Origin of the sequence: Paenibacillus brevis (assembly GCF_018919145.1) — a bacterium.
Classification (GTDB): domain Bacteria; phylum Bacillota; class Bacilli; order Paenibacillales; family Paenibacillaceae; genus Fontibacillus; species Fontibacillus brevis.
The window spans coordinates 344,504-369,859 of the sequence record NZ_JAHLQJ010000003.1 but is presented as its reverse complement, the minus strand read 5'-3'; the positions used below and the strand labels follow the sequence as shown (position 1 = coordinate 369,859).

21 protein-coding genes are annotated in these 25,356 nt (G+C 51.5%); 6 read left to right on the top strand and 15 right to left on the bottom strand.

Going from position 1 to position 25,356, the window contains the following annotated elements; genetic code table 11:
* Positions 1-214: 214 nt before the first annotated feature.
* On the bottom strand, positions 215-1,015 hold the full coding sequence (locus KQJ23_RS05375; RefSeq protein ID WP_216477644.1) for an AAC(3) family N-acetyltransferase: 801 nt from the start codon (positions 1,013-1,015) through the stop codon (positions 215-217).
* Between the two features lie 108 nt (positions 1,016-1,123).
* On the bottom strand, positions 1,124-2,224 hold the full coding sequence (locus KQJ23_RS05370; RefSeq protein WP_216477643.1) for a ParM/StbA family protein: 1,101 nt from the start codon (positions 2,222-2,224) through the stop codon (positions 1,124-1,126).
* A 225-nt stretch (positions 2,225-2,449) separates the two neighbouring features.
* Between KQJ23_RS05370 and KQJ23_RS05365 the strand changes: the two genes are divergently transcribed.
* Both KQJ23_RS05365 and KQJ23_RS05360 read left to right on the top strand, forming a co-directional pair.
* Positions 2,450-3,466: a M23 family metallopeptidase gene (locus KQJ23_RS05365; protein WP_216477642.1), complete on the top strand. Its 1,017-nt coding sequence runs from the start codon at positions 2,450-2,452 to the stop codon at positions 3,464-3,466.
* A 2-nt stretch (positions 3,467-3,468) separates the two neighbouring features.
* Positions 3,469-3,963 carry a bactofilin family protein gene (locus tag KQJ23_RS05360; RefSeq protein ID WP_216477641.1) on the top strand — a complete coding sequence of 165 codons (495 nt, stop codon included), beginning with the start codon at positions 3,469-3,471 and terminating at the stop codon, positions 3,961-3,963.
* A 149-nt stretch (positions 3,964-4,112) separates the two neighbouring features.
* Here KQJ23_RS05360 and tsaD read toward each other — a convergent pair whose 3' ends face one another.
* Genes tsaD through tsaE form a run of 4 tightly spaced genes read right to left on the bottom strand, consistent with a single transcriptional unit; the run spans position 4,113 to position 7,064 of the window.
* Positions 4,113-5,147 (bottom strand): tRNA (adenosine(37)-N6)-threonylcarbamoyltransferase complex transferase subunit TsaD, encoded by a 1,035-nt coding sequence (gene tsaD, locus KQJ23_RS05355; protein WP_216477640.1) that lies wholly within the window; start codon positions 5,145-5,147, stop codon positions 4,113-4,115.
* Positions 5,140-5,667, bottom strand: a complete 528-nt coding sequence (gene rimI / locus KQJ23_RS05350; protein WP_430522279.1) for a ribosomal protein S18-alanine N-acetyltransferase — start codon at positions 5,665-5,667, stop codon at positions 5,140-5,142. The genes tsaD and rimI overlap by 8 nt, the downstream gene beginning before the upstream one ends.
* Positions 5,668-5,680: 13 nt before the next feature.
* A complete protein-coding gene (tsaB, locus tag KQJ23_RS05345; RefSeq protein WP_216477639.1) occupies positions 5,681-6,568 on the bottom strand; it encodes a tRNA (adenosine(37)-N6)-threonylcarbamoyltransferase complex dimerization subunit type 1 TsaB in 888 nt (295 codons plus the stop codon).
* The gene (gene tsaE / locus KQJ23_RS05340; RefSeq protein ID WP_216477638.1) at positions 6,561-7,064 is read right to left on the bottom strand and encodes a tRNA (adenosine(37)-N6)-threonylcarbamoyltransferase complex ATPase subunit type 1 TsaE; all 504 of its coding nucleotides are present in this window, start codon (positions 7,062-7,064) and stop codon (positions 6,561-6,563) included. Before tsaE ends, tsaB begins: the two co-directional genes overlap by 8 nt.
* A gap of 246 nt (positions 7,065-7,310) precedes the next feature.
* On the opposite strand from tsaE, the gene ku reads away from it, so the two are divergent.
* On the top strand, positions 7,311-8,201 hold the full coding sequence (ku, locus tag KQJ23_RS05335; RefSeq protein WP_216477673.1) for a non-homologous end joining protein Ku: 891 nt from the start codon (positions 7,311-7,313) through the stop codon (positions 8,199-8,201).
* 26 nt (positions 8,202-8,227) lie between these two features.
* On the opposite strand, the gene KQJ23_RS05330 is transcribed toward ku, so the two are convergent.
* A complete protein-coding gene (locus KQJ23_RS05330) occupies positions 8,228-9,178 on the bottom strand; it encodes an ATP-dependent DNA ligase (protein WP_216477637.1) in 951 nt (316 codons plus the stop codon).
* Between the two features lie 49 nt (positions 9,179-9,227).
* On the opposite strand from KQJ23_RS05330, the gene ligD reads away from it, so the two are divergent.
* Positions 9,228-10,142, top strand: coding sequence for a non-homologous end-joining DNA ligase (ligD, locus tag KQJ23_RS05325; RefSeq protein ID WP_216477636.1), 915 nt, complete (start codon positions 9,228-9,230; stop codon positions 10,140-10,142).
* 10 nt (positions 10,143-10,152) lie between these two features.
* Here ligD and cls read toward each other — a convergent pair whose 3' ends face one another.
* A complete protein-coding gene (gene cls, locus KQJ23_RS05320; RefSeq protein ID WP_216477635.1) occupies positions 10,153-11,583 on the bottom strand; it encodes a cardiolipin synthase in 1,431 nt (476 codons plus the stop codon).
* A 152-nt stretch (positions 11,584-11,735) separates the two neighbouring features.
* On the opposite strand from cls, the gene KQJ23_RS05315 reads away from it, so the two are divergent.
* Positions 11,736-12,755 (top strand): M23 family metallopeptidase, encoded by a 1,020-nt coding sequence (locus tag KQJ23_RS05315; RefSeq protein WP_249529509.1) that lies wholly within the window; start codon positions 11,736-11,738, stop codon positions 12,753-12,755.
* 18 nt (positions 12,756-12,773) lie between these two features.
* Positions 12,774-13,226 (top strand): bactofilin family protein, encoded by a 453-nt coding sequence (locus KQJ23_RS05310; RefSeq protein ID WP_216477634.1) that lies wholly within the window; start codon positions 12,774-12,776, stop codon positions 13,224-13,226.
* Positions 13,227-14,038: 812 nt separating this feature from the next.
* On the opposite strand, the gene KQJ23_RS05305 is transcribed toward KQJ23_RS05310, so the two are convergent.
* The 7 genes from KQJ23_RS05305 to KQJ23_RS05275 all read right to left on the bottom strand — a co-directional run bounded on the left by KQJ23_RS05305 (position 14,039) and on the right by KQJ23_RS05275 (position 25,269).
* Entirely contained in the window at positions 14,039-14,818 is a 780-nt protein-coding gene (locus tag KQJ23_RS05305; protein ID WP_216477633.1) for an ABC transporter permease, read from the bottom strand.
* Positions 14,811-15,749: an ABC transporter ATP-binding protein gene (locus tag KQJ23_RS05300; protein WP_216477632.1), complete on the bottom strand. Its 939-nt coding sequence runs from the start codon at positions 15,747-15,749 to the stop codon at positions 14,811-14,813. The genes KQJ23_RS05305 and KQJ23_RS05300 overlap by 8 nt, the downstream gene beginning before the upstream one ends.
* 184 nt (positions 15,750-15,933) lie before the next feature.
* Positions 15,934-16,410, bottom strand: a complete 477-nt coding sequence (locus tag KQJ23_RS05295; RefSeq protein ID WP_216477631.1) for a GNAT family N-acetyltransferase — start codon at positions 16,408-16,410, stop codon at positions 15,934-15,936.
* A 349-nt stretch (positions 16,411-16,759) separates the two neighbouring features.
* The gene (locus KQJ23_RS05290) at positions 16,760-17,446 is read right to left on the bottom strand and encodes an endonuclease domain-containing protein (RefSeq protein ID WP_216477630.1); all 687 of its coding nucleotides are present in this window, start codon (positions 17,444-17,446) and stop codon (positions 16,760-16,762) included.
* Between the two features lie 146 nt (positions 17,447-17,592).
* Positions 17,593-17,901, bottom strand: coding sequence for a hypothetical protein (locus KQJ23_RS05285; protein WP_216477629.1), 309 nt, complete (start codon positions 17,899-17,901; stop codon positions 17,593-17,595).
* 169 nt (positions 17,902-18,070) lie between these two features.
* Entirely contained in the window at positions 18,071-22,663 is a 4,593-nt protein-coding gene (gene gltB / locus KQJ23_RS05280) for a glutamate synthase large subunit (RefSeq protein ID WP_216477671.1), read from the bottom strand.
* 413 nt (positions 22,664-23,076) lie between these two features.
* Positions 23,077-25,269 carry a YhgE/Pip family protein gene (locus tag KQJ23_RS05275; RefSeq protein ID WP_216477628.1) on the bottom strand — a complete coding sequence of 731 codons (2,193 nt, stop codon included), beginning with the start codon at positions 25,267-25,269 and terminating at the stop codon, positions 23,077-23,079.
* Between the last annotated feature and the right edge of the window lie 87 nt (positions 25,270-25,356).

Genomic DNA, 25,356 nt, shown 5'->3' with positions numbered 1-25,356 from the left:
CGCTTTTTTCCGCATTTTATCCGGAAATGAACTAATTTTCACGGCTTATCCACTGACTTATGCACACTATCCACAGTTTTCTGAAAAAAATGAGGTGTTTTTCGAGAAAGTGCTTCCCTTACTGATAGACAAGCTTTCATCTGTTTTTCATAAAATTCATACACGATATGTGGATAACTTTGTCCACATCTTGACAAATAAATTAGGGCCTTAGTTACCGATTTCGCTCCATCCAGTCTACCGCATAATCGACTAATGCACGCTGCGGAACAAGTACTGCTTCAGCGCCCGCCACCCTCCCTCGTCTGACCTGCTTTGTCTCGGCTTCAAATGAATTTCCAATCACTTCAAAATCATCCGAGTTCAACTCCAGATCCGGGAACTCCACCCATTGCTTAACCCCATCTACAAGTAAGGGCGCTTTATTAGGGATTTGCTTTTTTCCCGAAAACTTAGCCCGGTACTCCGCCAAATGAATCGAGGTATTATTCCCATGACCGACACCAAGCAGCAAAATCCAGCCCTCTTCGTCATAGAATCTGGCCAGCGGAGAATCCTCCCCCAAGCTGAAGGCAAGAGCATGGCCGGTAATAAGGCTAGCCGCCTTCGGCCCCCTTGCCGCAAAGGAATGATGGGGATGACTGCTTCGCAGAGTCCCCTCCTGTTTGCGAAACAGTTCAGGAATGATCCCCATGAACCAAAGCGGTGTCAAGTGAGGATCATAGGGCGGCATATGCTCGCGAATCTCCTCCCACCACTCCGGAGATACCGGCGGATTCATCCAGTTCTCCGGATCGCTAAGGTCATTGGAATGCGTCGGCATGACAAGGGTGCCTGTCTCCCCAAGCGCTTCCTCCAGTGCAAGAATGACGGCCACCGGCCCGCCGGCTACCCATGAGCCTAACGACTTGAATGAAGAATGAACCATCAATGCCATGCCTGACTCAATTCCCAGCTCTTTTAAATCCTGCAATATTGTTGATTGAGTAAATAATTGACCTTGTATCTCTTGCATATCAATCACTCCTTGCCTGGTACTTATTATAACCTTTCCCTTATATATACGAGAAGACGAGCCGCGATTGCGGCCCGTCCTCCTTGGTTAAGACTTATCTTCAATTCATTAATTGGCAGGTGCCCCGTTCTGGGAATAGCCAGACTTACTTTTTGCAAGCTTCAAATATCCATGAACATTCAACATTTCGCTGTCTTCCTCAAATCTCAGCCTCATGCTGCCTGCTGCATCAACAATATAGGAGCGCAAGGCAGATGCGCCGCCTCCAAGAACATAGAAGCACTCGATATCCGGATACTTCTTCCACCGTTTACGGATCAGATCAACCAGCTTTTGTGCTGCACGGCTAAAATACATATCTACAATCGGACGGATGTCGGCTTTGCCTTCACCCACCCGTTGAATTGCAAACTCTCGGTTGCGGATTCTGCCGATAAGCTTGGCACGGCTAGGAAACCGATAGCCAAATTGATCCTCGACATCACGAATGATCGAATCCAGGTAGGCGGCAAGTCCAAACTGTTCGCCTGTACTAAATTGGTTATCGATATTCATCCGTTTGACCACTGGAAAATCAGTGGTTAACGCACCAATCTCACAAATTCCGATGCAGCCGTTATGTATCTCGTCACTATTCACCTGTAGTTGATCATTTGTAGCCAGATGATACAGGGCAGCAGCCCCTTCGACCGATACCACCACACGTCGGATAATGATCCGGACTGTACGTCCGCGAAGACCTGGCGTAGATAAGAACGCTACTTCATGTTCACCGGTCAGGCGCTCTTCAAAAGCATTGTGAAAAGCCACAAATGAACGTACCGGAAGACCAGTACCGATAATGTACTCTACTTCCTCCAGACTCCCTGCAGCCGGGTAGGTTTGATCCGCCAGGGCCGCATAAGCAAGAGCTGTGAGTGCAACCACCAGAGCCTGGTCACTGGTTGCCTTGTTATCTGTTTCCTCCAGCTCGGAGTTATCCTGATCCTCCATAGCCAACATCCCGACAAAGTAGCGTTGATTACTTCTTTTCAGCTTCGGACTGCGAATCTGCACGTCCAATGCCTTTAACGGCGAATCCTCTTCTTGCAAAATATGTCTCTCATATCCCGGAGAAACAATACTAGGGATTAATATCGGACGAGCCGAGCCGTCCACGACGACCTTGACGCTATCATTACCAACATCAATACCGGCAATTTTAATCATAATTACCTCCTTATCAACCTAAAAAATATCCATATCAAAATCAAGCCAAGGAAGACACGATACAACTGAATTCGCTACTATGTGACAGATTCCTTCTAGATTATGTGATTTTGAGTACATTTTTTTTGATTTTAGGAGGGATTTGGATGGTTTTGCCGAATAAATACCTTTGGACTATTGATCGGGGATGTTTTTTGGAGGATTTTAGGATTTTAGGAGGACCCAATGAAACTCAAGTTAAGACCTAAGAACAAGAAGTATACCGTGCTCATCGTTCCCGAAGGAACTAGCCCGGTATTCCGATTCAGCATGCGCTCTTTTTCCATGATCACTTTGGGGGCTATCCTGCTCGTCTTGCTTGGTATGCTGATGATGCTGATGATCATGAACCGCCAGCACACCGGCCGAATTGTAAGCTTGAAGGCCGAATTATCAACCTCGACGAATCGACTGGAAAGCACCGTTGCCAATAAAGAGCAAGCGATCGACGAACTGCTGACTGAACTCATGGACTTATCCGAGAAGTCAAAGACGATTGAATCGAAGATGGCGGAGCTTGAACAGCTCGAAGCCGATATGAAGGCCATTACCAGCGGAGGCCGCAAGTCATCCGGCACCGGCAATGCTCTGACCGACTCCGATAAATCGATGGAGCATGCAGATACAGAAGGCGGTGTAGGCGGAGAAGCGATCCCGCTGTCAGACGAAGAGGTCAGCACCCTCATTGAGAAAACCAAGCTGAGCATCGGTTCCTCGCTGGAGGAAATGCCCGAGCTGCAGAGCCGAATGGAGCAAACCAAGACCAATTTGAAGAAATATAAAGAGATGATGACGATTCTGCCCACTTACTGGCCGACCAAATCTGTCCGTATTACCTCTACCTTCGGCACACGCAGAGATCCGTTCAATGGCACCCTAACGTCCCATAACGGAATCGACATAGGCGGTCCATCCGGAGATCCGATCTACGCGGCTGCGAACGGAACCGTTACGGATACAGGCTATAGCTCCGCCAGAGGCAATTATATTACCATCTCCCATCCATCAGGAGTGAAGACGAATTATATGCATATGAAGGAAATCAGCGTCAGCAAAGGGGAAAGCGTCAAGCAGGGGGATACCATAGGACTGCTTGGCTCCACCGGACGGAGCACAGGCCCGCACCTTCATTTTGAAGTCATTAAACAAGGAACGCCTGTTGACCCCATTAACTATTTAACCATTCCGGGAGAGGATGAATAACCATGTTTAAAAGTAATAAAGCTGCTAAAGTCGATCCTAACACTACAGATACCTTGATTGGCGAAGGAAGCGTATTCGAAGGAAAGATCAAGTCTGCGGCTGGCGTAAGGGTTGAAGGCCAAATCATCGGCGACATCGAATGCGAAGGTGATGTTACCATTGGTGAAAAGGGCGTCGTTCAATCCAATATTATCGCAAGAAATGTTATCATTGCCGGAACAGTGAATGGAAACATACAGGCTCGAAGCAAGCTGTCGATTACGGCAAAGGGCAAGCTGTTCGGAAACATGTCCGCCGCTTCGATCTCGATTGAAGAAGGCAGTATCTTTGAAGGCACCAGCCGTATGGCCGGCGGAAGCGGAGCCCCCGTACAAGACGAAGCATCCAAAAAAGAAGCCGCGGCAGGACTGGAGCTCAAGGCCGAAACCCCAAGCACTCCACCCGCCTCTAAAGGGCAGAATACTCAAAAGGAAGAAGTCACCTTTAAGTCTTGGTAACAGCATAAAGGGGCGTCAATTAAGTCCAAAACAAAAGTCGCGCGAGAAAACGCAAGGTTTTCCGCCCGACTTTTGTTTGTTTGCTTGCTTTTAAAGAGAATTGGCCCTTATTTAGCTCGACAGCAGCTCATTCTGCAGAATGTTCCCGATCATCTTAACGCCCATGCCTCCAGCGACATTGAAGCCTCAGCCTTAATCTCCAGACCGGAATACGAGTCTTGCTTGTACTTCAGATAGGCGGCAGCGCCGATCATGGCGGCATTATCCGTGCAATAACGGTGAGGCGGGATCGTAAGCGGTATTTGCTCCTTCCGGCAGCGCTCGGTCAAAGCCTCCCGAAGTCCCCTGTTGGCTGCCACTCCGCCGCACAGCAGGAGCTGCACGGCTCCACAAGCCTTCACGGCCCGAATGGCCTTCTCAACTACAACCTCGATCACCGACTCCTGAAAGCCTCTGGCAATCCCTGCCTCATAGCCTTTTTCACCCTTCATCCGATGCTGATTCACTGCATTCAGCACCGCTGACTTCAGCCCGCTGAAGCTGAAATCATATGAGTTCGGCTCAAGCCAAGCCCGTGGCATCTCCTCACATGTCTGGGATTCCATCGCCAGCTTATCTACATGCGGACCGCCGGGATATGGAAAGCCGAGTGCCCGAGCGACTTTGTCGTACGCTTCCCCAACGGCATCGTCCCGGGTGCGGCCCAGCAATTTAAAGCTTCCTTCCTGCTCCATAAGCACAAGCTCGGTATGACCGCCTGAGACGACAAGAGCTAGAGCAGGATAGTGAATCTCTCCCACCAGCCGGTTGGCATAGATATGTCCTGCGATATGATGTGTTCCGATTAAGGGCTTATCGAGGGCAAAGGCAAGGCTCTTGGCTGCCATAATCCCAACAAGCAAAGCACCAACCAGACCTGGCCCTTCTGTCACCGCTATGGCTGACAGCTTCTCCGGAGCGATTCCTGCCTGATCAACCGCTTCCTCCAGCATGATGGTAATATTCTCGACATGCTTGCGGGAAGCCACCTCGGGAACAACGCCTCCGAATGCCTTATGGGTCTCAATTTGGCTTGCGATCAGATTGGACAGCACCGCTGTGCCGTTCTTGACCACGGCAACGGAAGTCTCATCACAGCTCGTCTCTACCGCCAATATATAGCAATCCTGTTGTTGCTCACTCATCGATCTCTTCGCTTCCTTCCTCTTCCCATAGCTGTTGCTCCGGCAGCTCGTACCACATGATGATGGCATCTTCTTGATTATCGGAATAATAGCCTTTACGAATGCCTGCCGGTTCAAAGCCAAGCTTGGAATAAAGTGCTTGAGCGACCAGATTGGATTTCCGCACTTCAAGCGTCATTCGTTCAATACGGTACTCCATCGCCAGCTGAATCAGTTGAAGCAGCAACGTTTCCCCCAAGCCCTGTCCGCGATGGGCGGTACGAACCGCAATATTTGTAATATGCGCTTCATCCACAATCGTCCACATTCCCCCATAGGCAATCGGCTTTCCGTCCAGCTCCATGACCAAATACTTCGCAAAATGATTCATGGTTAACTCGTTGCGAAAAGCTTCCTCGCTCCAGGGCAGCGTGAAGGACTCGTGCTCAATAATCATAATGTCCGGGATATCTTCCAGGGTCATTTTACGAATCGACACGGAGCCTGCAGGTGTTGTCTCGTTCTCGTTATGGATCGCCATCTGCAACGTCCCCCTATCCCTTGCCAAGGCGCTTGGCTTCAGCCTCTGCAAGCTGTGTATAATTAGGCTCCAACGTATGAAGCTGGTCGCTATCTCCAAGGAGGCTGCGGCGCAAGCCCGCAAGTCCGACCCAGCTGCCTTCAAGCTCATAAGGGAACACCCGCAGCGTTTCACCTGCATGCGGACCTAATACCTCGCGGGCCACCTCAGCGTGGTGCTGCACCTTCCCCGTCTCCGTCTCGCCCACGATCCAGATTCGGGCGGGACGCTCCACTGGCGCGGCCGCCTCCAGCCGTCCGGCGAGCTCGCTCATCCAGCCCGCCATCAGGCGAATGCCGTCGGATGCCAGACGCTCCGGCATCCGGTCCGGCTTCGCTGTGAACAGCGCGGTATATACCTGGCCGCGCCGCCCATCCATCAGCGGGACAATCCAGTCCCCGCTGACAAGCTCCTCGGCGGCGTCCTGCGATGCATCCGCAGCAGGCCGCCCGCCGCAGCTAGCGGCGCTTGCGCCCAGCGCCGCCACAGTCTGGCCCGCGGCACGCGCCCAGCCGCCAAGCGCCAGCGCCTCCAGGCTCGACATGCCGTAGACCGGCAATTTCAGCGCCCAGGCAAGCGTCTTCGCCGTCGTTACGGCGATCCGTGCTCCTGTATAGGAGCCGGGGCCAACGCCGACGGCAATGCCGTCCAGCATCGACTTATGGATGCTGGCCTTGTCCAGCGCCTCCTGGATCGCGCTGATCAGTACCGCCGAGTGATTGCGCTCGGCGTGAAGATGATGCTCCGCCAGCAAGGTTCCCCCTTCCATCACTGCGACCGCCAAAGAGGAGGTCGAGGTATCGAAGGCGAGCAGGCGGCGGGCTCCAGCGGGCTCCGCAGCCGGTTGATGTATATTATTCATGCAGCATGACTCCATTCTCTCGCAGGCTATGAACCCATGCCTCATAGGGCTGTCCATGGCCAATCAAATAAAATTTCCGGGCTGTAGCAGATTCCGTCTCAATATATATTTCCAGCAGCTCTGGCGGAAGGATCTCTTCAATCAGGCTGGCCCACTCCACCAGCGAGACTCCATCCCCATAAAAATACTCGTCCAACCCCAGCTCGTCGGCCTCTTCCAAGGAGAGGCGATACACATCCATATGATACAGCTTAAGCCGTCCTTCATATTCTTTAATCAGCGTAAACGTCGGGCTGTTCACTGTATCCCGCACCTGAAGGTGCTTCGCGAACAATTGGGAGAAGGCTGTCTTTCCTGCGCCGAGATCTCCGTCCAGCGCAATCACAGTTCCCGCCTTCGATCTGCGCGCCAAATAAGCCGCCAGCATTTCTGTCGCCTCCAGGCTGCCTGCCTCAAAAACATAATCTGCGTTCGCCCTGTCTTTAGCTAGTCTCATGATAACTTATCCTTCCTGTTCATCCACCGGAACCAACAAACGTCTGTCCCCATTATATCGGTCCATCCTCCCCCCCGCAATAAGGCACCTGCGTCCAGTGCTGGGGGATGGATTCATAGAAAATGCAATTTCACCCATACTATAGAGGCTGTTTCAAAAAGACAAGAAATCACAGCAGAGGTCAGCGGATAGCAGTACAGCTTGTCTGAAGCATTCCCTTTGCTGCCAAAACGAAAGGAGCCTGTGATGCACACCGTATGGAAAGGCGCGATCAGCTTCGGCCTAGTTCATGTTCCAGTCAAGATGTTCTCTGCCACGGAGGACAAAGACATCTCCATGAAATACATTCATCAGGTTTGCGGCAGTCCCATCTCTTATGTCCGAAGATGCCCGAATTGTGAGGTAGACGTAAATTGGGAGGAAATATCCAGAGGATATGAATACGAGAAGGGCAAGTATGTCCTGTTTACCAAGGAGGAGCTTGAACAATTATCTTCTCAAACGGAGAAGACTATTACGATTCTGGATTTCGTGGACCTGCATGAGATCGATCCGGTCTATTTTCAAAAAACCTACTATTTGTCACCCGATCAGGCAGGAGCCAATGCTTATTCCCTTCTGCTTGAAGCGATGCGGCAGACCGGGAAGATCGGAGTTGCCAAGGTCGCGATCCGCTCTAAAAGCAGCCTTGCGGCCATCCGTGTGATGGATGATTGCTTGGCGGTGGAGACAATCTTCTATCCGGATGAGATTCGCCCCATCACCCAGGTTCCGAATCTGCCGGAGAACATCCAGGTTCAGGATAAGGAGCTCACAATGGCAAAGCTGCTGATTGAGCAGCTCTCCACGCCGTTTGAGCCGGGTAAATATAACGATGATTACCGTACCAATTTGCTGAAGTTAATCGAGCAAAAGGTAGCGGGAGAAGAAATCAGCCTTGCCCCGGCCAAGCAGGAGCATAATATCGTCGACCTGATGGCCGCTCTGCAGGCCAGCATTGAAGCCGTGAAGCCTATCCCTGCCGATCCGGGACCAGCCGCTGCCAAGCGAACCAAAAGCGGCACCAAGGCCAAAGCCGAAGGCGAACCTAAGCCTAAGCGCAAGAGCACCAAGAAAGCTCAGAAAACCATCTCCTGATCGACATCGTATCGATATAGAATCGATTACATGCTTTGGGACAGCAGGCATCTCATTGGCTCAAGCGGACTCCAGCCTTGAATGACCGGATGGCGCATCGTTCCGCCGGGGGTCCATTCCATGAAGGATACCTTGACCGTCAGCTCCGGCCGCAGCCATACCGCATCCTTCAAACGGGCCGGCGGATGCAGGAACGGCCTCCCGACAGCTGTAAGCCGGGAAGCCGCACTGGTTACCCGGCTCCAATCCTCGGCACGCCAGCGGGCGCTCCCGGCATGGCCAATATAGATCAGCCTGCGGTCCTCGTCATACACTCCAAGCAGCAGGGCATTGACCTGCCCATCCCGGTAGGTTACCCCGCCGATGACCGCATGAAGATCATGACTAAGCTTCAGCTTCTGCCAGCGGGCATCCTTGCCGCCGATGGCATAGCTGCTGTCCAGATTTTTGCAGACGATGCCTTCCCAACCGCGCTCCTCCATTACCCGATATAGGGCTGTTGGGTCTTCCACATTCGGGACAAGCTGGAGCTGTTCATTGGGAGTGATCAGTTGACGTAATTTGTCCTGCCGCTGCCGGAGGGGAAGCTCGGTTACCCATTCGCCATCACAGTAGAGCAGATCAAAAACCATGTAGATAACAGGAATACGCCTTACAGCGAACGTAATTTCCATCTGCCGCCGCAGACTATCCCGGCCCATAATCCGGTGAAAGGATGGCTTCCCGTCCATCAATGCGATCATTTCTCCATCCAAAATAAAGGAGCTTGCCCGGCAGCTCTCGTTCAATCCGGCAAACTCCGGATATTGGAGGGTCCGGTCATTACCGCGCCGATTGACTAGCCGCAGACTCTGCCCGTCGTAGTAGGACAGCATCCGTACGCCGTCCCATTTCACCTGCGCGATCCAGGGATCGCCGGAGGATGGAAGCTCCTTGACCAATATCGGCTCAAACGGAATAACCGGCTGCAGATCCATGCGTAACCCTCCTTAAATGATTGACCTTCTAAGAAATTGAGGTGAAAACATGCCCAAGAGCATCACAGGCAGCATTGTTATCGAAGGACAAGAGATCCAGGTAAGCAATCCGGACAAGCTGCTCTGGCCGGAGGCCGGGATCACCAAGCTTATCTATTTGCAGAAGCTGACCGAGCTTTCGCCGTACCTGCTCCCTTATTGCCGGGACCGCCTGCTCACAACGATCCGCTATCCTGGCGGAATTCACGACACCTTTTTTTATCAGAAAAATGCTCCCGAGCCGCTGCCGGATTATGTCCGGACCGTTCATCATGATGAAATTCATTATGTTGTGCTGAACAATCTCCCGACACTGCTCTGGCTTGGCAATCTGGCTGCAATCGAGTTCCATCCTTCCCTGCACTATATCGGAGAGGATCTGCCTTGCGAGTGGATGATCGATCTGGATCCCTCGCTTGAGGAGGAGCCGCGAATCATGGAGGCCGCCGCCTTTGTCGGAGAAGTGCTGAATTCCCTGGGAATTGCTTCTGTGCCGAAGACGTCAGGGGCCACCGGGGTTCAGATTATCATACCGATTTCCCACGGGATTACCTTTGATGAGCTGCGGCTTATCGGCCACTTTGTGGCCCGTTATGTGACGGAGAAACGGCCCGACTTGTTTACAATTGAACGGATGAAGAAGGATCGCGAAGACAAAATCTACTTTGATTACTTACAGCACTACGCCGGCAAGACGCTTGCTGCTCCCTACACCCCAAGAGCACGCTTAGCTGCCAGTGTCTCTACGCCTCTCCTCTGGGAGGAGGTCCGGCGGAATCCCTCGCCTGCCGATTACCATCTGCTGAATATTGGGGAAAGACTGGCCAGCCACGGTGATCTGCTCTCCGCCATCCCGCCGCAGCCCGTCGATGTCATCATCAGCCATTTGCAGCGTTCAGGGACAAGCAGTGTAAGCAAGGGCTGATTGGCTTGAGCTATAAGAGCGGGGACAGCAACCGGGCAACAAGCTCTGCTCCCTTCTGTCTGCGCGGCCGTGTTATAAATTCCTCATGCTGGATTTCACGGGAGTCGCTTAGATCCTGCAGGAAATCCCTCTCCAGCCGTTTGATGGGTTCGCGGTCAAACAGCAAAGCGAGCATTTCAAAATTGAAAAAGAAGCTTCTCATGTCCATGTTTGCTGTTCCCACCGTACCTACAAGATCGTCCACAATTAATACCTTGGCATGTACGAAGCCCTTGGTATATTCATAAAACCGGACTCCTGCCTGCATCAGCTCCTCCACATAAGACAAGGAAGCCAGCTTCACCAGTCGGCTGTCCGAATGATAGGGAAGCAGGACAATAACCTCTACACCGGCCACTGCAGCGGTTTTCAGGGCGGCATAAATACTTGGATCAGGTATGAAATACGGCGAAGTGATCCACACCCTTTTTTTAGCTACAGCAATGGCCCCGAAGCACATTTCCTGAATGGCATCCCAATGCTGATCAGGACCACTGGTCAGGATCTGGACTTGCTCCTCCCCCTTGCAGCAATGTTCCGGAAAAAGGCCAGACTCTGATACCAGACTGCCGGAGGCCAACTGCCAATCCCCAAGAAAAGTGCGCTGAAGATCATAAACAGCATCACCGCTAATCCTAAGATGCGTATCTCGCCAATACCCCATATTTTCATACAGGCCCAGATAGTCATCACCGATATTCAGTCCCCCGACAAAACCAACCTGCCCGTCCACGACAAGAATCTTCCGATGGTTTCGATAGTTCACCCTTCTGTCCAGCATGGCGATCAATGGAGGCAGGAAGAAATACACCTCGACTCCGGCCTGTTCAAGCTCTTTAACGAATGCCTGCGGAAGCTGGTAGCTTCCCAGTCCGTCACAGACAAGGCGCACCTTTACGCCCTGGCGGGCCTTCTCAATCATGGCTTGCTTGAATTGCCGTCCGATACCGTCATCCCTGAATATGTAGAACTCAATATGTATGTGGTGCCTAGCACGATACATTGCCTCTAACATGGCATGGAACGCGGGTTCTCCGCTGCTATAGATTTCAGTTTCATTACAGCCTGTGATCGGACTCTCCGACAGCCGGGTCAACAGACCAAACAGTCTCTCCTGTTCTTGAAAATCCTTGTTTTTCATCTGCTCGATTGAATCTATAATTTCTGTCTGCTGCCAAAGCTTGGCCTTCATCTCCTGAAATAACGGGCTTCCCCTTCTGCGAAGCTTTCTCCGCTTCTTGTAGTCTTGCGCCACAAAGTAATAGAGGACAAATCCGATTAAAGGCACCGCAAACAAAATCAGCATCCAGGCTACTGCTCTGCCCGGGTTTCGGAACTCGAGGACCAGAATCGTAGCAATTTGAAAAATAAACGCAATTAGCAGCAGGCTCAGCCAGATCATAACCGTCCCCCTTTCCCTCTAAATCAGCATTAACCATCATGCAAGCAATTTATTCATGCAGGGTCATGTATATCAGACAAGACGGTTTTTTGACATGAATTGAGAGTCATAGGAATAGATAATTATAAATCCGATTTAAGAGAGGAGCCGACATGAAAACTGCCAGCATAGGCTTACCTAATCCTAGGCGGATGACCCTGCTTGTTCTCAGGGATGCCAACCAGCCTGTCAAGCAAGTTCAGGTATCCAAGCCGCTGGTCGTCGCCGTCCCGCTTATCGCATTGCTGTCCATCAGCGGATTGATCGTCAGTCTTCAAATCCAATCCAACCGAACGGTCAATAATCTAGAAAGTATGCTGCAAGCCCAGCAATTGCGTTTTGAAGCTACTGTTACAGATAAGGATGCTGCCATCGAGCGTCTGCAGAATGAAGTGATTGCCCTGTCAGGACAATCCCGGGACATGATGGACCGGATGGAACGAATGGCCGAGCTTGAGACCGAGCTGCAGAAATTTATTGATAAATACGGGTCCGAGAGCAGCGGCAGTCAAGAGTCTGGCAAGCTCTCCTCCCTCTCCATGGATAACAACAGTTGGTATGCTAGCGATGGTGTTGGCGGGGAATTCATTGCCGTTCACGAGACTGAAATTGAACAGCTTGCCGAGGATACCCGAGAACAGTTTACTGAAATGAGCAAATTACTGGATGAGATGGAGCAAAATATGCCCGCGACTCTTCAAATTGCAGAGCAGACCCAGATCAAGCTTGCAGGCACACCGACCGAATGGCCAACCTTGTCCCAGCGGATTACTTCCAACTTCGGCTATCGGAGCGATCCCTTTTCAGGGCGCGCTGCCTTCCATGCCGGAATCGACATTGCGGGCAAGACAGGCGATCCGATCTACGCAGCCGGGGCCGGCAAAGTGGTCACCGTCGCCAGCGACAGCTCCCATGGCAAATATATTGTGATAGAGCATCCGGAAGGCCTGGAGAGCTGGTATCTGCATTTGAGCAAGATTACGGTATCCGTGGGGGATGAAGTCAGCAAGGGGCAACAGATCGGCAAGCTGGGAAATACCGGACGCAGCACCGGGCCTCATTTGCATTTTGAGATTTTGAAGAAGGGTAAGACGATTGATCCGCTGCCTTACCTTAAATCAAACGATGGATAAACAGGAGGCTACAACCCTATGAGAAGAAAGAACAAACTGCCCGCAGGCACCCGCTACACTTTAATCGGACTCGGCTCCTTCGCACAGGGAAAGCTTGAATGCGAAGCCAATCTGCGGATTGAAGGTCATTTTCAGGGTGAAATTGATTGTGCCGGACAGGTCGTTATCGGCGAGACCGGAGAAGCGAAGTCCAGCATCCACGGGGCAGAGATTATCGTTGCCGGACGTGTCATCGGCGATATTGTCAGTGAAGGCAGATTGACGATCACGGGAAGCGGTCAAGTGGACGGAAATGTGCATGTGACCAAGCTGATCATTGTGGAGGGCGGGCTTCTGAACGGGTCAAGCCATATGGAACGCGAAGCTGCCGTGCAGGCATACAGCAAGGATAAGGAAAAGGAAAAAAGCCCCGACAAGCAAGCCGACAAGTCCACTGTCAAAAAGCAGGCTCCAAGACCCGAAGCGGGGTAAGTAAATATGTAAGTAGTTCAGCTTATCTCTCCTCCTGCTTCATGAAAGCAGGAAAATGCGTAACAGCGGAATATAGTTAAAACATTGAAGGGCGAGTTAGAGGGGGCAACGTGTGAAGTATGCCTACGATCGCTGTTGTTCACGGATTTCTATGATTGGACTAAGTTCTACCAAAGGAGAAATCCGCTCACAAAGGCGAACGCTGACGCTTCTACAGCACACTTCACACTTATGCCCTAATCACTTCGCCTTTGCTGTTTTACTGATATGCAGTTTGCACGTGCCTGCGCCGTAAGCTTCACTACACTAAGCTTTCCGCTTGCCGTCTGCACCATGCAAACAAGATACTGCGTGCCTTGAATTTTGTCCAGGCCTCTCGATGCTTCGGCCCTGCACCGAACTTCACTCGTCCTACCTGATCAGCCTCATTCCTGTCACGGGTCACAGGGTTCACTTCCAGTGAAATTACTCCTCTTACAATCTCCATTCGGCGCTTTATATGTCGGATGACGAGCCTATATATGTATGTCGAGGGATACGAGGATGCTATCATATGGCTACCCGTATGAACAACTGCACTATAGCGCATCAGGCACCTATAAAGCCGATCTAAAAGAAACAGCGTAGAAAGAGCATAAGTGTGAAGTGTGCTGAAGAAACGGAGTGTTCGCCTTTGAGAGTGGATTTCTACCCTACTATTTCAATCAGAGAAATCCGCGAACAACAGCGATCGTAAGCACAGTTCATACGTTGCCCCCGACACGCAGAAACGTTAGCCTGTTTTATATTTGCTGCTGCGCACTCGCACGAAACTATGCAGCAACGTCTCTCTTCTTAAAGACCAGCCAGCTGATTACAAGGAATAACAGGACATAGGCCGACAGGATAGCAACTGAAAATCCCATTGTCATTCCCGCGGGTCCAAGGGCCCCTCCCTTATATTTGCTCAAATCCATGTTGACAAACAGCATGTATTTCGCCCACTCATACCGGTTTGGGTGAAAGAGCATAGTGAAGATGTTGCCGGCAAACAGGATAAACATAGACAATCCGATAGCCAGCCCGCTTGACCGGAAGACGGTCGACAGCATAAATGAGAACACGACGATGACGAGCAGATCAATATAGCTGTACATCAGACTCTCCATGATGGATGTGAACGGGCTCGTTCCCTGCGGGAACAGCATAGATGCCTCATTCGGAAAGAGCAGAAAAGCTATAGCTATATTTGATATCAGGAACCCGGCGCTGATAGCAATCGTGAACAGCCACACCGACAGCAGCTTGGAAGCCAGAACCTTGGTTCGGGTCCACGGCCGGATCAATAACAATTTAATCGTTCCCCATGTAAATTCGCTGGCTACGCTATCCGCGGCGATAACTACGGCAAAGATGGAAGCCAGGTAATACAGGAACGACAATTGGTCCACCGCATCCCATACGGTCAATTGCATGGTGCCGGAGCTCCCCAGATAGAACAGGACGCCAAACAGGATGCTTAACGCCAACAGGATGGCGAACATGATCCAGGTGCGGAGTCTGCGGTAGATTTTCATATTTTCATTCTGAACCAGTCTGAAAAAATCAGTCAATGCGTCCGCCTCCCGTCATCTCTAGGAATTGATCTTCTAGCGATCGTGTGAGCGGCCGGATCCCATAGACCGCGATTCCGTGATTGACAAGTCTCGCATTCACTTGCGCCGCGTCAGTCCGGTTAACGGATAGAATAACCCCGTTCTCTTCCGCTCTGGAGCTGAATCCAAGACTGACGAGCAGATCCTGTGCTGCTGCAGGCGCATTCACTTCAAACACAGTCTCCTGTATCTGATCGGCTCCTCCCGGCCCATCCGCCTTCCCGCTGTGTCCAAGCTCCTTCACATCGATCAGTCTGCCCTGTTGGATCACAGCGACTGTGTCGCACATCAATTCCATCTCGGACAGGAGATGGCTTGAGACAAACACGGTTGTCCCCTCTTCCCGGGACAGACGGCGCAAATAATCGCGCAGTTCCCGGATCCCCTGCGGGTCCAGCCCGTTTGTCGGCTCGTCCAGTACAAGCAGCTTCGGCCGGTGCAGGATGGCCTGCGCCACACCTAGCCGCTGCCGCATGCCAAGCGAATAGGTCTTCACCTTATCATGGATTCGATGCTCCATGCCGACAAGCTCGACGGCTTCCATGATCCGCGCTTTGGATATGCCCGGCGACATCCGGGCATAATGCAGCAGATTCTCGTAGCCGGAGAGAAACTTGTACATCTCCGGATTTTCCACAATGGCTCCGACATGGCCAATCGCCTCTTCAAATTCATGCTTGATACTTGAGCCTTGAATGAGAATGTCGCCCTCCGTAATAGACATCAGTCCGACGATCATCCGAATGGTCGTTGTTTTCCCGGCCCCGTTAGGCCCCAGAAACCCATAGACCTGACCCGAAGGAATATCCAGGGTCAAGGAATCAATCAGCTTCTTGCCGCCGATGATCTTACTGACTCCCTGAATCCGTACAACTGGTTGATTTTCCATTATTTTCACACCCCTAATCTCAACCATTTTATCATAGATGCCGTGTGTGACAAAAATGGAGGAGAAACACTAATTAGTTGAGCTGCAGAAGCGACGCAACTTAGAACAGCATAATACTTCATACGTCGCTCCAGATACGTCGCTCCAGCGTACGCTCAACAGTTCAATTCAGCATAACAACCACTCAAAGCTCCAAAACAGTGATGCATTCATTGTTAAAGACTTCGCCATTGTCACGAAAGCCAAAGCTTTCATACAGCTTTTTAGCAGCGGTATTATCTCTTTTATAGGAAATCCAACAATACCGGGCGCCTCCCGCCGGGAAGGTGCGAATAAACTCCAGAATTTTGCCCATCGCTTCTCGTCCATATCCCTTATGTTGATGTTGCTTATCAATCATCAGCCGTAAGATGCAATAATTATCCTTTGCCAGAGAAGGTTCCTCATATCCTGTAATCCCATAGGTTATCATCACAAATCCCACCGGTTGTTCATCTGCATAAATAATCAATGGATAAGGATGTCCCCCATTGACCGATAGAACATAGCAGGACGCCACACTCGACAGATTCGACGCCACATACTGCCGCTGTTCCTCGGCTACCTCCAAATTAAACATGGCACGCCGGTTTTCCAGCGTAATTTTTCTTAACGAGATCATACGGATGTTCTCCCTTCATCTTTCCTATTGCACCGCGGCTGCGTATTTAACAATACAATTTATTCAAATAAAGAAATAGACTTATATTATTTTTTTTAATACAATAGGATGTACTCATGGCTTTTTTAGGATTTATCTTTGGGCATGAACCTTTGATTACTACAAAGCCGCAAATAGCTTAGAAATTGTTATCTCCTCACTCCCCTCCATTTCCCGAAACGATTCTCTTGCTTAGTCCCTCTTTACTCCCTATTCCTTTAGTCTTACTAAAGACTACGGACACCTCATCCTGACTTTTTTCCAATCACTTACTAACTCATATGTCTGCCACTCTCTGTTTTTATTCCTACTATCCCGCCAGGTACTCAATTGCATTAGAACTAAGCTGATATCTACCCACTCGTGTCCCTGTTTTTCCGGGAATGGGTGACAGCATCCCTTTTTTGCACAATACCTCAATCCATTTTTTGCTAGTTCTATAGCTAATCGACAGAAAAACACTTACATCTTTAGGTTTTATCTTTGCTCCGAGCCTCCAGGTCAATGCGATAATCTCTCGCTCAATATGGTGCAAGTCTTTCTTCTCATTTCTGTTAGCAGCTTGATGCATCAAATGGGGAGCCAATACCAGCTTAAGCAGCATTCTGCACAACTCCGGGCGTTGATCAATATCATCAAACGAAAAATGCACTACTCTCCATTCCATACCTGTCAGAAACGTATCCCGGTTTAAAGAGTAGCTGAACTTCTCTCGATCCATATCTTTCACATGGCTCTGATAGCCATCACATTCAATCGCAATCCTGCATAAAGGCGTAATATAGGCAAAATCCAAGTAAATCGATTTCCGGTTCCAGTCGCTAACTTCATATTCAGGATGTAGATGATCGAAGTTGCCTACCACAGGCCACCAAACTTGCTCCAGGAACTTTTGCTCGGCATATTTATGCCCTCTAGCCAATCTGCCTTTACGCTCTCCACTCCTGCTATTCAAATGAAGCTTCATAAACGCGCAATGCGCTTCCTCATACGGCATACACCTGTTCTCCCTTCTCTTCTATTTGGCTGACTGCCTTTAACAAGAAAAAACGTCCTCTCCAAAAGGAAAGGACGTTCTTCGTCATAGTTTCATTATATTAGTTTTCTCAGTAATTTCCAAGTAGCTACTTGGTAGTTTTTTTCCTAACGAGCAACTAGGTCAGCATTTTTAATGACTTTCTGCACTATAATCGCCGCATGAGCGACCACATCAGCATTTTTAATGACTTTTTGCATTATAATCGTCGAACGAGCGACCACATCAGCATTTTTAATGACTTTCTGCACCATAATCGCCAAACGAGCGACCACATCAGCATTTTTAATGACTTTCTGCACTATAATCGCCAAACGAGCAACCACATCAGCATTTTTAATGACTTTCTGCACCATAATCGCCAAACGAGCGACCACATCAGCATTTTTAATGACTTTCTGCACTATAATCGCCAATCGTCACATGAGCTCCCAACGCACGAGTGCCCGGCCGACCAAGGCTAGCCCCCTAGATCTTCTCGCGAGCAAGCAAACGATGATGCCAGTGGCTCTGGAGGCCCTAGCGGCTCTCAGTTGCGCTAGCGGCTCTAGTGGGCCTAATGGCCCTAGCGGCCCTCAGCTACCGCTAGTTGCCGGATCTAGCCAACTCACGTGTGTTGGCTTCAAAGGCGGCCAGCAAGGCAGCCTCGCCTTGCAACCCTGCAGCTTCAACCTTGCTGATCTGCTCCAGCATCCGCTTGTAATCCTTCGGAATAACGCGGACAAAACGCGGCAGCAGCTCGCTCCAGTTGTCCAGCACACGCTGTCCGGCAGCGCTCTCGGTGTAGAGCGTATGGCGGCTGATCAGCGTGCGAAGCTGCTCCACCTCGGCCGGCTCACTAACTTGCTCAAGCAGTACCATTTCGAGATTGCAGCGTTTCACGAAGTCTCCCGTAACATCAAGCACATAGGCGATCCCGCCCGACATCCCGGCCGCGAAGTTACGCCCCGTACCGCCGAGCACTACAACCCGGCCGCCTGTCATGTATTCGCACCCATGGTCGCCCACACCTTCTACAACAATGTTCGCGCCGGAGTTCCGGACCGCGAACCGCTCGCCGGCAATACCGCGAATGTACGCTTCCCCGCCGGTAGCTCCATAGAAAGACGTATTGCCGACGATAATGTTCTCTTCAGCGGTGAATGTGGCACGCGGCGAAGGCTTCACAACGATCTTCCCGCCCGACAAGCCTTTGCCGGTGTAATCATTGGCATCGCCTTCTACCGTTAGCGTCATCCCCTTCGGCACGAAGGCGCCGAAGCTTTGCCCCGCCGATCCTTCAAACCGGAACGTAATCGTATCCTCCGGCAGACCTGCCGCACCGTATTTGCGGGTCACTTCGCTGCCAAGGATCGTCCCTGTCGCCCGGTTCACGTTACAGATCGGCAGCACAGCACTGACCGCCTCGCCGCGCTCCAGCGCCGGCTTCGCCAGACCCAACAGTGCCGTCACGTCCAGCGTCTCCTCCAGCCCGTGATTCTGCTGGCGCGTGCAATAACGGCCGCTGCCTTCCGGCACTTCAGGCATGTGCAGCAGAGCCGACAGATCTACGCCCTTCTTCTTCCAATGGTCGACTGCCTTGAAGGTATCCAGGCAGTCCGTCCGCCCGATCATTTCATCCAGGCTGCGGAAGCCGAGCTCTGACATCCATTCACGCAGATCCTCTGCCACAAAGGTCATGAAGTTGACCACATGCTGCGGATCTCCGGTGAAATTCTTGCGAAGCTCAGGATTTTGCGTAGCCACCCCTACCGGGCAAGTATCCAACTGGCATACGCGCATCATAATACATCCAACCGCTACAAGGGGGGCTGTGGAGAAGCCATACTCCTCGGCTCCCAGCAGGGCGGCTACTGCAAGGTCGCGTCCCGTAAGCATCTTACCGTCCGTCTCCAGCACAACCCGGTCACGCAGGTGATTAAGCATCAGCGTCTGATGCGTCTCGGCCAGCCCCAGCTCCCAAGGAAGCCCGGCGTGGCGGATCGAGCTCTGCGGTGAAGCCCCTGTGCCGCCGTCATAACCGCTGATCAGAATAACATCCGCGCGTCCTTTGGCCACGCCTGCCGCAATAGTGCCTACTCCAGCTTCCGAGACCAGCTTCACATTGATTCTTGCCCGCGGATTCGCATTCTTCAAGTCATAAATCAGCTCAGCCAGGTCTTCGATGGAATAAATATCATGATGCGGCGGCGGGGATATCAAACCGACACCAGGTGTCGATCCGCGAACCTCAGCCACCCATGGATACACCTTGCGGCCCGGTAGTTGACCGCCTTCCCCCGGCTTGGCGCCCTGAGCCATCTTGATTTGAATCTCATCCGCATTGACCAAATAGTTGGAGGTGACGCCGAAGCGGCCGGAGGCAACCTGTTTGATCGCACTGCGGCGCAGATCCCCGTTGGCATCCGGAACATACCGGGCCGGGTCCTCTCCGCCTTCCCCCGTATTACTCTTACCGCCGATCCGGTTCATTGCGATTGCAATCGTCTCGTGCGCTTCCTTGCTGATCGAGCCAAAGGACATGGCTCCCGTCTTGAAGCGGCGCATAATCGAAGAAGCGGACTCAACCTCCTCCAGCGGCACCTTCGGGCCTGCCGGTTTCAGCTCCAGCAGAGAACGAAGCGTAAGGAACTTTTCATGTTCTCCCAGCACAAGGCCCGTAAACTTTTTGTACAGCCCGTAATCTCCGGTCCGCACAGCTTGCTGAAGCAGGTGAACGGTCTGCGGATTGAACAGATGCTCCTCCCCGTCGCTCCGCCACTGGTATTCTCCAATGGAATCGAGCACCTTGTCCCCATCCTGATGGTTGAACGCACGGCGATGATGGGCCAGCGTCTCGGCGGCCACCTCTTCAAGCCCGATTCCTCCGATCCGGGATGGCGTCCAGGTAAAGTAACGGTCGACAAACTCCTCGCACAAGCCGACCGCCTCGAAAATTTGCGCTCCCCGATAGGATTGAATCGTTGATATCCCCATTTTGGACAAGGTCTTTATGACGCCTTTCGTTGCTGCCTTGATGTAATTGTAAACAGCCTTTTGCAGCGTAACTCCTTGCAGCAAGCCTTGCTGGATCATATCATCCAATGTCTCGAAGGCAAGATAAGGATTCACGGCACTAACCCCATAGCCAAGCAGCAGAGCAAAGTGGTGCACCTCTCGAGGCTCGCCTGATTCCAGAAGCAAGGCTACCTTTGTCCGCGTCTCCTCGTGAATCAAATGGTGATGCAGACAGGATACCGCAAGCAAAGCTGGGATTGCCGCATGCTCCGCATTCACTCCGCGATCAGACAGAATGATTACATTATGTCCCTTCGAGATAACACGGTCAGCAGTCTCGCAGAGCGTATCCAGCGCTTGGCGCAGTCCTTCTGCACCGCGGTCCGCCTCGAACAAAATCGGAATCGTGATGGCCTTGAAGCCGGGGCGGCGAATATGCCGCAGCTTGGCGAAATCCTGATTGGACAGAATCGGAGCCTCCAGACGAATTTGGCGGCAGCTCTCAGGCTCTGGCTTCAACAGGTTCCTCTCTGATCCGATCATGGTCGCTGCCGAGGTAACCAGCTCTTCACGAATCGCATCGATCGGCGGGTTCGTGACTTGCGCAAACATCTGCTTGAAATAGTTATACAGCCGCTGGGGCTGCTCCGAGAGCACGGCCAATGGAGCATCGTACCCCATTGAGACAATGCCTTCCGAGCCCGTAAGTGCCATCGGTTCAAACACCTTCCGCAGATCCTCGAAGGTATAGCCGAAGGCCATTTGCCGCAGGGAAATATCCTCATGATGATCGGCAGGAAGCTCTGGAGTATCAGGCAAATCCTCAAGCGGCAGCATGTGCTCGTTCAGCCATTCCCGATAAGGCTTCTTCTTGGCGATCGAAGCCTTGACCTCTTCGTCGGAGATAATCCGCCCCTCCTTGGTATCCACCAGCAGCATCCGTCCTGGACGAAGACGATCCTTGTACAGGATCTCCTCCGCAGGAATATCCAGTACCCCTACCTCCGATGACAGCACAATCAAATCATTCTTCGTTACGCAATAACGTGATGGACGAAGACCATTGCGGTCCAGAATGGCGCCAATCTGCACACCATCGGTGAAGCCCATGGCTGCCGGTCCATCCCACGGCTCCATCAATGTACTGTGGTATTCATAGAACGCCTTTTTATCCTCATCCATCTCCGCATGATTGTTCCAAGGCTCGGGCACCATCATCATGGCTACATGCGGCAACGAACGTCCGCTCAGGTAGAGAAACTCAAAGGTATTATCGAACATCGCGGTATCCGATCCATCCGGATTGATAACAGGCTTTACTTTCTCCAGATCGCTTCCGAAGGTTTCCGTCTCGAACAAGGACTGGCGTGCACGCATCCAGTTGACGTTGCCCCGAAGGGTGTTAATCTCACCGTTATGAATCATGAAGCGGTAGGGATGGGCGCGTTCCCAGCTGGGAAAAGTATTGGTGCTAAACCGGGAATGCACCATCGCAATAGCCGACTCCAGCAGCTCATTATTCAAATCCAGGTAAAATTGCCCTACTTGTTCTGTCGTAAGCATACCCTTGTAGACAACTTTGCGGCAGGACAGACTGGATACATAGAAGGCATCTCCTTCCTCCAGGCCGCTATACCGAATCGTCCGCTCGGCACGACGTCGAATGACGTACAGCTTCCGCTCAAAATCCAGCTCTGAGCTTATACTAACACTCCGCTCAATAAATACTTGCCGGACAAACGGTTTTGCCTCCCGGGCGGATTTGCCCAGCATATGGTCTTCTGTCGGCACTGTACGGAAGCCGATCAGACGCTGTCCTTCCTCCTCGATAATCCGTGCAAGCTCACGTTCCTGCTGCTGCCGTACTTCTTCATCCTGAGGCAGAAACAGCATCCCTACCCCGTAATATCCGGGAGCAGGCAATTGATAGCCCAGCTTCTCGGCTTCAGATTGCAGAAAACGATGAGGGATTTGCAGTAAAATACCTGCGCCATCACCGGAATTCGGCTCACTGCCCTGGCCGCCCCGATGTTCCATATTTGCCAGCATAGTAAGCGCCTGAGCGACGATATCATGCGATGACTTCCCCTTAATATGAGCAACGAAGCCCATGCCGCAAGCATCCTTTTCAAATGCGGGATCGTAGAGTCCTTGCTTTGGTGGTATAACGGTATGTTTCATGATCAGCGCAACCTTTCTATAAGATAAAATATCCGCGATAAAACGACAGGTCATAGTTTAGAGGTAATTCAAAAAGCCATCTTCCGATCACGAAGTAATTCAAGAGGCTGATTCGGCATCGAATCTTACGTTCTCCCTGGAAATCCAAGCGGGCTCCGTTCCTCCTTCTTCGGATTCTCACTACCTTCTCGATGCTGAAAAGCTGACTTTTTGAACTCGCACTATTTAGTAGTTTTATTCTAACGGAAAATGGTCGCGGTGTTTTTGCACTATCTTCTCTTTCTTTTGCACTAAACTTAATTTTTTTTGAGGATATTATTGGCGATCAGGGATAAATATCCTCATAAATGACAAAAGTCCGTCCCCCGGAAGCCTCCGGGGAAACGGACTCAGTTCAGGACAAGCGATGCAGACTATGCCTGCAAAGCCATATCCATATTTGTACTTTCACGCTGATCCTCATTCTTGCTGTGCGTCAGGAAGTAGACCAACGTAATGGCCAGGAAGCAGAATGCATAAATGCACAAAATTCCTGCTTGCTGCCATACACTGCCCGTGTCTCCAATGGAGATGACAGCCTTATAGCCTTTGACACTGTATGTCATTGGCAGTAACGGATTGAATACCTTCATCCAGTTAGGAATCAGCTCCAGCGGGAAGGTGCCGGCCGATGTGGTCAGTTGGAAAATCAGCATCAGGATGGCCAGGAAGCGGCCAGGGTTATCCAACCAGGTAACCAATGCCTGGATAATAAACATGTAGCTTAGACTGGTAATGAAGCTGAACAGATAAAATAACGGGATATTCGTTACCTCAAGCCCCAGACCATACAGGGCCAGTGCAGCAGCCAGCAAGGACTGAACCAGACTCATGCCTGTAAAGGATAAGGTCCGGCTAACGAACCGATTCCAGCCGCTCGCCCCAGCTACCGTTGAAGCACGCAGCGGAACCACCAGCGTAGAGATCAAAGCTCCTACGAATAACCCCAAGGACAAGAAGTAAGGCGCAAAGCCGGTACCATAGTTAGGCACCTCGCTAACCTTCTCTTCTTGAATCGTAATCGGTTCAGCATACATATTAACCAAGGCCTCCGACTTTTTGACGCTGGAAGTCTGCTCTGCCGCATCATTCAGCTTAGTAGCCAATTCTCCCGATCCCTCAGCCAGCTGATCCATGCCGCTCTTGATCTCTCCGGCTCCGGCATCCAATTGCTTGGAGCCGTTAGCCAAGGTGGATACACCGCCTGACAACTGCCCCATACCTCCTGCAATCTGCCCAGCGCCCGCACTCAGCTTGCTCGCGCCTTGTGCCAGCGCATTACTGCCTGCAGCAGCTTCAGTCAGCTTGCTGCCAAACAGGCTCATCCCATCAACCAATTGAGTCTGACCTGCCGTGAGCTGACTAGCACCCTGTACTAGCTGCTGCTGGCCTTGGGCAAGCTGTTCACTGCCTTGCAGTAATTGTTGCTGGGCAGCATGCAGCTCCTGTCCGCCAGAGAGCAGCTGTGCCTGGCCTTGGGCAAGCTGGGTGCTGCCCTGAGCTACCGCTTTGCTGGCTGTTACCAGCTGTTGTACCACTGAATTCTTTGCCAGCTCTGGATTGGCCTGCACCAGTTGCTCCAGTCCTTGGGCAACCCCTTGTGCGCCTTCAGCTACCTTATTGCTTCCTTCTACCGAGGATTGCAATCCGGCTACCAGTGAAGCACTTCCTGCCTCTGTAGCTGTAAGTCCGGAATGAAGCTGCTCAGCACCTTGTGCGGAAGCCATGAGTCCTTGCTCCAATTGTGTGCTGCCTTGCTGTGCCTTTACAGCCCCATCCGCCAATTGCTTATGAGCTGTGGACAGTTGCTGGAGTCCGCTGTTCAAGGAAGCTGCTCCTGTACTCAGCTCTGTTGCCCCTTGATTGAGGCTGGATGCCCCTTGTTGAAGCGGCGAAATACCTTGGCTTAACTGTGTTGTTCCCTCCACGAGTTTCGCCAGATTCTCCTTCAGCTTCTCGGCGCCGTCATCCAGCTCGACTGCCCCTTCATTGATCTTGGAGGCACCGCTGCCTGCCTCGCCCAGACCACCGGAGATTTGCTCAACCTGATCCAGCAAGGTCTCTGTATATGCCTCTGTGACCTTGGCAGACACCTTGGATTTGATCTCCTTCACTGCGGTGCCGCCAATCTGTGCTGCCAGGAAATTGTAGCCTTCATTCGGCTCATACAGCAATTCGGCCGGCCGCGGATTCTCATCCATTAGCGTCGTTGCCTGGGATGAGAAGTTATCCGGAATGACGATGGTCATATAGTACTTATTGGACTTCATCCCCTCTTCCGCTTGCTCGCGAGTGACAAAGTCCCAGGCAAAGTCATTCCCTTCCCTGAGCTCATCGACCAGCTCGTCGCCAACCTGCAGCGATTTCCCGTCAAACTCAGCACCCGCATCCTCATTAACAACGGCTACCGGAATCTCATTCATCTTGCCATAGGGATCCCAAAATGCCTTCAGGAACATTCCGCTATACAGTACGGGAATAAATAAGACGACAATGATCGGTATTATGACCTTCGGTTTCTTGAAGGAATTGACCATGTCTTGAAAAAAAACTGAGACTGACTTCATGTTGATCTTCTCTCCTTAGTATTGCTCTCTCTAATTTGTAACTATATAAGTCGAACTAATGATTGTAATCCGGGGCAGGGTGGTGAA